11 protein-coding genes and 1 pseudogene are annotated in these 8,880 nt (G+C 71.3%); 3 read left to right on the plus strand and 9 right to left on the minus strand.

The genetic code is table 11. From position 1 onward, the window contains the following. The coding region (locus MKK68_RS01690; RefSeq protein WP_243948329.1) for a transglutaminase-like cysteine peptidase at positions 1 to 139 on the plus strand (139 nt) is incomplete at its 5' end. Positions 140 to 142: 3 nt separating this feature from the next. Here the strand turns inward: MKK68_RS01690 and MKK68_RS01695 are convergent. Continuing rightward, complete coding sequence (locus MKK68_RS01695; protein ID WP_243932331.1) at positions 143 to 487, minus strand: hypothetical protein; 345 nt, start codon at positions 485 to 487, stop codon at positions 143 to 145. A gap of 306 nt (positions 488 to 793) precedes the next feature. Between MKK68_RS01695 and MKK68_RS01700 the strand changes: the two genes are divergently transcribed. Further along, positions 794 to 1,483, plus strand: coding sequence for a transglutaminase-like cysteine peptidase (locus MKK68_RS01700; RefSeq protein WP_409567135.1), 690 nt, complete (start codon positions 794 to 796; stop codon positions 1,481 to 1,483). Positions 1,484 to 1,492: 9 nt separating this feature from the next. Here MKK68_RS01700 and MKK68_RS01705 read toward each other — a convergent pair whose 3' ends face one another. From MKK68_RS01705 to MKK68_RS01740, 8 genes are all read right to left on the minus strand, one after another. Next, positions 1,493 to 1,822 carry a DUF6949 family protein gene (locus MKK68_RS01705; RefSeq protein WP_147842284.1) on the minus strand — a complete coding sequence of 110 codons (330 nt, stop codon included), beginning with the start codon at positions 1,820 to 1,822 and terminating at the stop codon, positions 1,493 to 1,495. Between the two features lie 108 nt (positions 1,823 to 1,930). Beyond that, positions 1,931 to 2,146, minus strand: coding sequence for a DUF3126 family protein (locus tag MKK68_RS01710; protein WP_147728559.1), 216 nt, complete (start codon positions 2,144 to 2,146; stop codon positions 1,931 to 1,933). Positions 2,147 to 2,278: 132 nt separating this feature from the next. Continuing rightward, complete coding sequence (gene cysE / locus MKK68_RS01715) at positions 2,279 to 3,136, minus strand: serine O-acetyltransferase (RefSeq protein WP_147728555.1); 858 nt, start codon at positions 3,134 to 3,136, stop codon at positions 2,279 to 2,281. 206 nt (positions 3,137 to 3,342) lie between these two features. After that, positions 3,343 to 4,248, minus strand: a complete 906-nt coding sequence (locus MKK68_RS01720) for a helix-turn-helix transcriptional regulator (RefSeq protein WP_313899208.1) — start codon at positions 4,246 to 4,248, stop codon at positions 3,343 to 3,345. Between the two features lie 311 nt (positions 4,249 to 4,559). Next, a complete protein-coding gene (locus tag MKK68_RS01725; protein ID WP_244028094.1) occupies positions 4,560 to 5,525 on the minus strand; it encodes a transglycosylase SLT domain-containing protein in 966 nt (321 codons plus the stop codon). A gap of 146 nt (positions 5,526 to 5,671) precedes the next feature. After that, positions 5,672 to 6,478, minus strand: a complete 807-nt coding sequence (locus MKK68_RS01730; protein ID WP_244028096.1) for a Cof-type HAD-IIB family hydrolase — start codon at positions 6,476 to 6,478, stop codon at positions 5,672 to 5,674. Continuing rightward, positions 6,475 to 6,972, minus strand: coding sequence for a gluconokinase (locus MKK68_RS01735; protein ID WP_244028107.1), 498 nt, complete (start codon positions 6,970 to 6,972; stop codon positions 6,475 to 6,477). Before MKK68_RS01735 ends, MKK68_RS01730 begins: the two co-directional genes overlap by 4 nt. A gap of 147 nt (positions 6,973 to 7,119) precedes the next feature. Further along, positions 7,120 to 8,409: an alpha/beta hydrolase gene (locus tag MKK68_RS01740; RefSeq protein WP_244028103.1), complete on the minus strand. Its 1,290-nt coding sequence runs from the start codon at positions 8,407 to 8,409 to the stop codon at positions 7,120 to 7,122. 270 nt (positions 8,410 to 8,679) lie between these two features. Between MKK68_RS01740 and MKK68_RS01745 the strand changes: the two are divergent. Then, positions 8,680 to 8,880, plus strand: a pseudogene (locus MKK68_RS01745) (sugar transporter); the annotation flags it as partial.

Here is an 8,880-nt window from a genome sequence, read left to right on the forward strand (position 1 = left end):
GGTGCTCGACAACAAGACCAGCCAGATCCTGCCCTGGCACCGCACCGGCTACACCTTCATCAAGCGCGAGAGCCAGGACGCCGTCGCCTGGGTCTCCCTCGGCGGCGTCACCTCCCCGGTCACCACCGCCAACCGCTGAGGCTCAGGCGGCCTGGAGCGCCGGCTCGGCCTCGACCTCGGACGGGACGGGTTCTTCCGTCATCTCGGCATCCGCCGGCACGGGCCGCTGCGCCGGACGCTTGAGGGCGTCGCGGCGGATCCGGCCGAGCTGCATCTCGATCCGCCCAATGAAGGCGGTGATGTGGGGGGCGACGCCGCGCAGGCTGGCCAGATCGCGCAGGAGGATGTCGACGGCGAGCGCGCGGTCGGCGTCGGTGGGCGAGGCGGCGAGGAACATCTCCACCGCGTGCTGGGCGATGTCGATCGCCCCCGGGGCGCCGTTCTCGGCGAGAGCCCGGATCATGAGATGGATGGGGGGTTGCGACACGGTTGCGATGATCCCTGGCGGGGCGTTGGCCGGCGTCTTGCTGGGACCCTCGAATGCCGATCCCATGGCACCGGCACGCCGTCACGCCGGTGTCACAGTCTCAAGCCGCGAATCACGCCGGAATCAAGGGCTGATCGACCGTGCAGGGCGCGCATACCCATGGCGCATGTGCGGGTGGCGCCCTTACATCACCACGCGGGATCGGAACCTTTCGCCGCCGACGTGGTTAATTCGCCCTTAAATTTCGATTGAGCCGCCGACCGGAGCGTGCCAGCTTGGGCGCTTCGGCAGGGCGGAGCATCGAGCATGCGGCACGCGGTTGTCCAGGCGGCAGGTGCCCTCGGCGGCATCCGATGGCGCGATGCGGTGCGGCGCACGGGACGCGCCGCGGCCCTGGGCTTCGCCGGAACGATCCTGATGATCGGGGGCGCCTCCACCCAGCCGCGCATCGCCGCCCTCCCGCCCGATGCGGCCACCGCCGTGGAGACCGGGCCGGCGGCGCGGCCGGTGGCGGCGTGGACCGAGTTCTGCCGACGCATGCCGGCCGAATGCGACGTCGACACCCGCGAGCCGGCGACCATCGCGATGAACACCGCCCTGTGGCGGACGCTGGCGAGCGTGAACCGCCGGGTCAACGCACGGATCAGGCCGATCACCGACCAGGCGCACTGGGGCGTCGTCGACCGTTGGGACTTCCCGGATGACGGGTTCGGCGATTGCGAGGATTACCAGCTGCTCAAGCGCCGGATGCTGATCGAGCGCGGGCTTACCCGGCGTGCCCTGCGGATGACCGTGGTGATCGACGACATCGGCGAGGGCCACGCGGTGCTGATGGTGCGCACCGACCGCGGCGACTTCATCCTCGACAACAAGACCAACACGATCCTGTCGTGGCGCAACACGGGATACGCCTACATCAAGCGCGAGGGGCAGGACGGGCGGGCGTGGGTGACGCTCGACGGCGGCGCGTCGCCGGTGGCGACGGCCAACCGCTGACGGCCCGGCTCAGGCGCCGACGACGAGGGCCGCGAGGTCGAGGGCGACGCGGCCCGAGAGCAGGCCCCAGCCGCAGGCGATGATCGTCGCCAGCATCACGAACGGGATCGGGCGGCCCTCGATCCGGCGTCCGCGCAGGGTGTTGCGCAGGATGATGAACGGAGCGCCGAAGGCCAGCATCGGCAGCGCGGCGACGGCGGTAACGCCGCCGAGCCCGAGCAGGTTGAAGCTCGCGCGGCGCGTCGTGCACAACTCGAACGCGCTCGCGAGCAAACCTGACAGGGCCAAGCCCACGCAGAGCGTCCGGATCGTATCGAGGGCAGCGGGGGCGAGGACCATAACGCGCGCACTCCATCCGAGGATGCGTGCAGTCTAGCCCGGATGTTTACGAAGCGTTAAGCACTTGTGCGGGTTAGCGTTAATTCGTGCACAGGCGAGACGCCGGCCTTAGGCCTCTTCCTCAAGGTCGATGTCGAGGATCGCCATGCGGAACACGAAGGAATCGTCGCCGTCCTCCTTGTCGTCGGAGATCACGCCGATCGACTCCTCGCCGATGTAGACCTCGGCGGAATCGCCGTTCTTCAGTGCCACGATGCGGATGCTGGCATTGGCGAATTTGCGGCGCAGGTAGTCCTGCAGCTTCGCGACTTCGGGCTTGGTCACGCTGTCGAGCCTTTCGGGTTCTTCATGAAGAGTGTCTTCGGCGATGCGCGCCGTGATCGGCGGCCCGCCCGGCGGCCGGGCCACCGCTTGCCACGCCCTCGGCGGTGGAGCAAGCGCGGCGGCCCGCCCGCGTCAGATCCCCTCGGCCATGTGGATGAACTGGTCGATGCTGACGAGCTGATCCATGGCGCGGGCGGGCTCGGCGCAGCCGGCGGTGCCGACGACGCGGGCCGGCACGCCGACCACCGTGGTGTTGGCCGGAACCGGACGCAGGACCACCGAGCCGGCGGCGACCCGGGCGCATTCCCCGACCTCGATGTTGCCGAGGATCTTGGCGCCGGCGCCGATCATCACGCCGCGGCGGATCTTGGGATGGCGGTCGGCGCCCTGCTTGCCGGTGCCGCCCAGCGTCACCGCATGCAGGATCGAGACGTCGTCCTCGATCACCGCGGTGGAGCCGACGACGAGGCCGGTGGCGTGGTCGAGGAACACGCCCCGCCCGATCCGCGCCGCCGGATGGATGTCGCACTGGAACACCTCGGACGACCGGCTCTGGAGGTAGAGGGCGAGGTCGCGCCGGCCCTGGTTCCAGACGTGGTGCGCCAGCCGGTGGGCCTGGATGGCGTGGAACCCCTTGAAGTACAGCACCGGCTCGATCGCGCGGCTGGTAGCCGGATCGCGATCCATCACCGCGACGATGTCGGCCCGGAACGCCTCGCCGATGCGCGGGTCCGCCTGGATCGCCTCGTGGAAGGCATGCGCCACGAGCTCGGACGGCAGCGCCGGATGCCCGAGCCTTGCGGCGACCCGGTGCGAGACCGCGCCCTCCAGGCTGGTATGGTTGAGGATCGTCGCCACGATGAAGGACGCGAGCTGGGGCTCGTCGCGGATCACCGCCTCGGACTCGGCCCGCAGGCGCGACCAGACCGGATCGACGGTGCCGGCGAGCCCGTCGGCGACGGGACGCCCGAGGGCGTGACTGCCAGTCATGGTATGCTCCTCGGTGGCGCGGGACGAAGCCCGATGGCCGGTCGGCGCCGGGGCGCCCCGGCCGGGTCGCGCCGGGTCACGGATGATCACGGGTCTGTTGCGGACCGGCGATGCCCGGTCGTCGCCCGACGCACGCCGAAAGCTTGGGGTGGCGCCGGCCCTCGATCAAGGGTCGTCGCGAGACGCCGGGCACGGCATTGCAACCCTCAGGCGGTCGCCGCCTGCGCCTGGAAGCGCGCCTCGATCGTTTGCGTCAGGCGATCGACCATCACCTCGACGGGGACGTCGGAGGTGTCGACCGTCGCCGAGGCGCGGGCGTAGAGCGGCTCGCGGCTGGCGAGCACCGCCCGCAGCTCCAGCATCGCCGAGGCGTGGTCGCCGGTCATGGCGAGGTGCCCCTGGTCGCGGACCCGCTGCATGTGCTCCTCCGGCCGCGCCTTGAGCCAGACGGTGAAGAACGCCTGCAGCAGGAGGTCGTAGGTGAGGGGCTCGGCGACGATGCCGCCGCTGGTCGCGAGCACCAGCGGGCCGGGATGCTTGGTCAGGCGCCGCAGCGCCGCCTGCTCGAGCCGGCGATAGCCTTCCTGCCCGTAGATCGCGAAGATCTCTTGGACCGAGAGCGCGTTCTCGCGCTCGATCTCGGCGTTGAGCTCGATGAACGGCCAGCCGAGGCGTTCCGCGGTCATCCGCCCGAGCGTGGACTTGCCGGCACCGCGCAGGCCGACCACCGCCACGCGGGGGCGCGGCATGCTGCCGTCGCGCGGGCCGCCGGAGAGCGCTTCCTTGGCGGCCGCGATCTGCGCCGGCGAAGCCTGCCCCAGCAGGTCGCGCAGCACCGGCCAATCCGGAATCGCGTCGTTGCCGGTGATCAGGTCGTCGAGGCGCACGCCCATGGCGTCGGCGACGCGCCGCAGCAGGATGATCGAGACGTTGCCCTGCCCGCCCTCGAGCTGGGCGATGTAGCGCTCGGACAGACCCGACGTCTGCGACAGCAGCTTGCGCGACAGCCCGCGAACCGTGCGCGCATGGCGGACCCGACGACCGAGGTCGTTCAGGAAGAGTGATTCTTGTTCCACCGCGCCGGCCATGGCGTCGTCCGCTTTCCGATTGATCCCAAGCGCGAGACCGGCCTCTCGGCCATCCCGACGCAAGTCATGCGCCGCGAACCTCGCGTGAGGGCGGCCATGACGCAGTCACGCCCGATCTCTCGCGAGACGTCCGGCGCACCCCTGCCCTCGGTGCATGATTGTTCGTCTCAAGGAATTCGAGCGGTTGCGATGCTGCGACGCAAAACACGTCCGCCTCACCGGTCCTCTCGTCCGACGCCCCGTATGTGTTGCGCTGCGGTCCCGCGGTCAACCCGGCGCGGCGATCGTTGTAGGGACAACGGGTGCGGTTTTCCCGCGCGATATGCCCGGTTCTCTCACTCGGTGGTGAGTGCGGTGGCTTCGAGGACGGGCTCCCCGGCGGGTGTCCTGCGGGGCGCCGCGGGCCGTACGACGGCGGCGAGACGCTCGGCCGAAGGCCGGCGCGGCGGCAGCGGCACCGCCACCGTGTCCGCCGCCGGATCGACCGACGTGGCGGCGGCCGGCGTCGGCGCTGCCGGCGTCGCGGCGAGGGTCAGGTTGGAAAGGTCGGCGCTGGCCACCTGGACCGGGGCGCCGAAGGCATCGGGCCGGCGCGGCGGCAGCGGCACCGAGACGGTCGGGGCCGCGCCGGCCGAATCGGCCTGGGGCTGATCGGCCGCCGGATCCTGCGTCGGGCGCAGGCTCGCCATCTCCACCGAGTCGCCGGCGCCGAAGGCCGCGGGGCGACGGGGCGGCAGCGGCACCGCGACGGTCTCGGCCGGTGCTGCGGCCGCGGTCGGCGCATAGGCCAGGGCGACGTTGGCGGCGGCGAGGTTGGGGTCGGCCGGGGGGGCGCCGGTGAACAGGCTCGCGACCGCGCTCGCCGAGGCGGCGACCGGGGCGACCACGGAGGCGACCTCGGTGGAGATGCCCTGGCGCTTGGCCGCGTAATAGTACCCGCGATTGTAGTAGCCGTAGGCCTGCGTGATGTTGCCCTGCGCCGTGCGGTAGGCGCCGGCGAGGTAGGCGACGCCGTATTTGAGGTTCGTCGCCGGGTCGAGGAGGCCGGCGGCGTCGCCCTGGTAGCCGAGGCTGCGCGCGGTGGCGGCCTTGATCTGCATCAGCCCGAGCGCGCTGCCGCCCTTGGCCTTCGGGTTGTAGTTGCTCTCGCGCTTCACCACCGCGTGGACGAAGCTCGCCGGGACGCCGTTCGCCTTCGCGTGCTGCTCGATCAGCGCATCGATGTTGTCGCGGGCTCCCTGCGCGATGGCCGGGACGGTCACGACGGCCAGAGCTGCGGCGAGGAGAAGGCGTCGATGCATCCTGAAGACCCGGTCCCGCTTGTTCTGGTCAAGCTAGGTCGGGGTCAAATGAGGCCGGAAAGCGGCTCGGATGCGGTCGCCGGTGGGCGACGAGACCGGGGACGCCGGCCTGTGCCCGGCATGCCACAGACGTCGCCCTCCGGGCGTCAGGGCAGGATCAGCCGATCGACCGCCTCGGCGAAGCCGTCGGCATCGTTGGTGTCGGTGAGGTCGGTGGCCGCCGCCTTCACCGCCTCCTCGGCGTTGCCCATCGCCACCGAAACCCCGCTGCGCGCGAACATCGCCCCGTCGTTGCCGGCATCGCCGAAGGTGGCGATGCGGTCGCGCGCGATGTCGAGATGCCGGGCCATCCAGTCCACGAAGCCGCCCTTGTCGATGCCGGGCGGCGTCACGTCGAGGTAGTAGGCCTGGGAGCGGTGCACGACCGCGCGGCCCTCCAGGGCGCCGCCGATCTCGGCCTCGCAGGCGGCCAGGTGCGCGTGGTCCCGGCTGACGCCGACGAGCTTGGAGGCGCGGCCCAGCAGGGGGGAAAGGTCGGCGACCACGTTCGGCTCGGCATCGAGGGTCCGGCGCTCGAGGTCCGTATAGGCCCCCGCCGGGTCGCGCAGGCTCCACGAGCCGTCGGCGAAGACCCAGACGTCGAGTTTCGCGGCGACGAGCCGGTCGACCGCATCCCGGGCGGTGGCCTCCGGGATCAGCCGCTCCTCGATCACGGCGAGGTCCGGGCCGACCACCGTCGCGCCGTTGAAGGCGCCCATCGGCAGGCGGAGCGCCAGGGTCTCGACGAGGCCGCGCAGGCCGACCGGCGGGCGGGCGGACGCCACGGTGAAGCCGATGCCGGCGGCGTGCAGGCGCGCCACCGCCGCGATCGTCCCCGGGCTCAGGCTCTTGTCGGTGCCGACGAGGGTGCCGTCGACGTCCGAAATCACGAGGTCGATGCGCCGTGCGCTCATGCGGATTCACTTCCGGTCCCGTTTATCTTCGCGACGACCCGCTCCGCGACCGTCTCGGGGGGATCGTCGATCCCGACGACGATCGGGTGCTCGTCGGCGGTCGGCGGTTCGAGGATCGCGAACTGGCTGTCGAGGAGCGCCGGCGCCATGAAATGCCCGTGACGACCCGCCAGCCGGCCGGCGATGAGCGCCCGGCTGCCGTCGAGGTAGACGATCCGCACCCGCCGCGAGCCGCCGGTGAGCACCTCGCGATAGGCGCGGCGCAGGGCCGAGCACACGATCACGCCGGACTCGCCCCGCTCCAGCCGGTGCCGGATCCAGACCGCGATCGAGGCGAGCCAGGGCGCCCGGTCCGCGTCGTCGAGGGCGAGCCCGGCATGCATCTTGGCGACGTGCTCGGGCGTGTGGAAGCTGTCGCCGTCGACGAAGAACCAGCCGAGCCGCTCGGCGACCAGCGCGGCCACCGTGCTCTTGCCCGAGCCCGAGACCCCCATCACCACGAGCACCTGCGCGGCGGGCCGCCCCGCCTGGTCGTTCGATCGGGACGGGCTCACGAGGCTGCGGCTCCGGGTTCGGGTTCGGCGGCGGGATCGCAGCGGACGGATAGCACGCCGGCCGCCCGAGGGGGGAACGGCCGCGTCTCAGCCGGCGCCCTTTCGAAGGCCGGGCTGAAGGTCGGCGACGATCGGGCGCACCGCCCGGTCGCGGAGGAATTGCGGCCCCAGCACCATCCGAAAATAGTCGTACGGGCCGGGCCGCTCGTTCGACATCAGGAACTGGAAATGCATCCGGAACGGCTTCCGGCAGACCTTGGCGTAGGTCTCCGGCGTGAGGATGTCGCGCACCTGCGCGGAGCGCACCAGCGGGTTGGCGATCGGGCCGCCGGCGAGCGGCAGGTCGAGGTCGAGCACGGGGTTGAAGCCGGGGAAGTTCATCCAGTCCTGCGGCGCCTGCACGTCGAGCCAGACGATCCGGCGCGAGGCGATGAGCGTGGCGACCTCGGCGCGGACGTGATCGGCGAAGGGCTGCGCGGCGACGAGGGGCAGGCCGGACCCGAGCGTGACCAAGGCGAGGGCCATGTCGTCCGCCCCGAGCTTCGGGGCGCGGGCCAGGATCCGGGCGGCGACTTCGGCGGCCGTGAGGCCGCCGGTGGAATGGCCGACGATCATCACCTCGTCCGGCCGCTCGCCGCGGGCCTCCGCCTCGGCGATCCGCGCCAGGACGCGGTCGGCGAACACCTCGAGCCGCTCCGCGTAGTCGCGCCGCCAGCCGTTTCCGTGCTGCCAGTTGAACACCCAGTCGTTCAGCAGCTGCCAGAAGAAGAACCGGTTGAGCAGCGCCTCGATCGCGACGATCCAGGCGATCCCGGCGACGACGGCGAGGGGCAGGGTCACCCAGGGCGGCCAGCCGAGGCTGTGCCCGAACCAGTCGCCGAGATGGGCGTGCACCATCGTCCCGATCGCCGCGGACAGGGCCGTGAGCAGCACGACCATGACGAACGGATAGATGACGACGTTCCCGTAGAGCCAGTTGAGCCGGTAGAACCGGAAGATCAGCCCGCGCAGCAGGGCATGCAGCGTGCCGACGACCAGCAGCAGGACGCTCAGGACCCGCGGCCGGCGGAAATCCCGCGCGACGAGGTCGTCCCAGAGCAGCACGTCGTAGGACGTCGCCGCACGCCCCGGGTCCCGGCCCGGACCGACCGTCCAGCTCTGGACGAGGCCGTCCGGGCTGAGGACCGCCGGGGAGATGTCGGGCCGGGGATCGCCGAACCGCTTCGCGTGCCGGAGGAGCTCGCGCACGAACAGGAGGCGATAGCGGGTCCGCGCCTCCGGGTCGTAGCCGGGAATGAAGAACACGTGCCGTCGGCGCACCGTGCCGGGCCGCTCGGCCTGCAAGTCCGGCGGTGTGTAGGAGAGGGGCAGCCTCATGAGCGAGGAAGTTTTTCCAAGTCGTGCGATGTATCGCGGGGCGGCTCGATTGCCATCCCATAGAGCTTCATTTGTGCGAAAACCAGATCGCGCTTCCGGCGGGCGGCATCTCCTGCCCTCCGACCATCGGATCGCGACAACTTCGTGTGTGCAGCGGGGATCATCACCCTCGATCCGGGCCTGCGCGGCTCAGTGTGTCCGCCCCGCTACGGACAGGGGGCTTCCGTTCGGCTAGGCGTCGAAGCCTCGAAAACGATCAGGCGATCCTGGATGCGCGTCCTCCCTCTGCTCCTGCTCACTGCGCTCGCGGTGTCGGGCTGCTCGGTTCTTCCGGCTTCGGGTCCGACGGCGCGTGCCGTGGAGGCGGGGGCGGAGCTGTCGACGCCGGAGGGGCTGCTGGCGCGCTACGAGCTGGTGGACGTGACCCCGGCGGTGATCGAGGCCCTGCGCGGGCGCCCGCTCGACAGCCTT

The organism is Methylobacterium sp. E-016 (assembly GCF_022829745.1).
GTDB lineage: Bacteria > Pseudomonadota > Alphaproteobacteria > Rhizobiales > Beijerinckiaceae > Methylobacterium.

Bases quoted from the DNA above. Each gene is read 5' to 3' on its own strand.
- MKK68_RS01700 (WP_409567135.1), top strand. From the start codon at position 794: ATGCGGCACGCGGTTGTCCAGGCGGCAGGTGCCCTCGGCGGCATCCGA.
- MKK68_RS01705 (WP_147842284.1), bottom strand. From the start codon at position 1,822: ATGGTCCTCGCCCCCGCTGCCCTCGATACGATCCGGACGCTCTGCGTG.
- cysE (WP_147728555.1), bottom strand. From the start codon at position 3,136: ATGACTGGCAGTCACGCCCTCGGGCGTCCCGTCGCCGACGGGCTCGCC.
- MKK68_RS01725 (WP_244028094.1), bottom strand. From the start codon at position 5,525: ATGCATCGACGCCTTCTCCTCGCCGCAGCTCTGGCCGTCGTGACCGTC.
- MKK68_RS01730 (WP_244028096.1), bottom strand. From the start codon at position 6,478: ATGAGCGCACGGCGCATCGACCTCGTGATTTCGGACGTCGACGGCACC.
- MKK68_RS01735 (WP_244028107.1), bottom strand. From the start codon at position 6,972: ATGGGGGTCTCGGGCTCGGGCAAGAGCACGGTGGCCGCGCTGGTCGCC.
- MKK68_RS01740 (WP_244028103.1), bottom strand. From the start codon at position 8,409: ATGAGGCTGCCCCTCTCCTACACACCGCCGGACTTGCAGGCCGAGCGG.